1 protein-coding gene is annotated in these 277 nt (G+C 67.9%); it reads right to left on the minus strand.

Annotated elements, in window-relative coordinates; translation table 11 throughout:
* On the minus strand, nucleotides 1–277 hold a 277-nt coding region (locus tag QSK45_RS38170), incomplete at both ends, for an alpha-amylase family glycosyl hydrolase (protein ID WP_490993682.1).

Raw genomic sequence — 277 nt, forward strand, 5'->3', positions numbered from 1 at the left:
GGCGGGGTTCTGCTTGCGGATCTCGATCATGCGCCGGGTCCAGTGCAGCAGCGACGACGGCGAGGACATCGACGCCTCGACGTTGGTGACCTGGTAGCCGTAGACCGGGTCCATGATCGTGGGCAGGAAGAGGCGTCCCGGATCGCTGGACGAGAAGCCGGCGTTGCGGTCCGGTGTCCACTGCATGGGGGTGCGGACGGCGTCGCGGTCGCCGAGCCAGATGTTGTCGCCCATGCCGATCTCGTCGCCGTAGTAGAGGATCGGCGAGCCGGGCAGG

It is taken from the genome of Streptomyces hygroscopicus subsp. hygroscopicus (genome assembly GCF_030269125.1).
GTDB classification, from domain to species: Bacteria; Actinomycetota; Actinomycetes; order Streptomycetales; family Streptomycetaceae; genus Streptomyces; species Streptomyces hygroscopicus_C.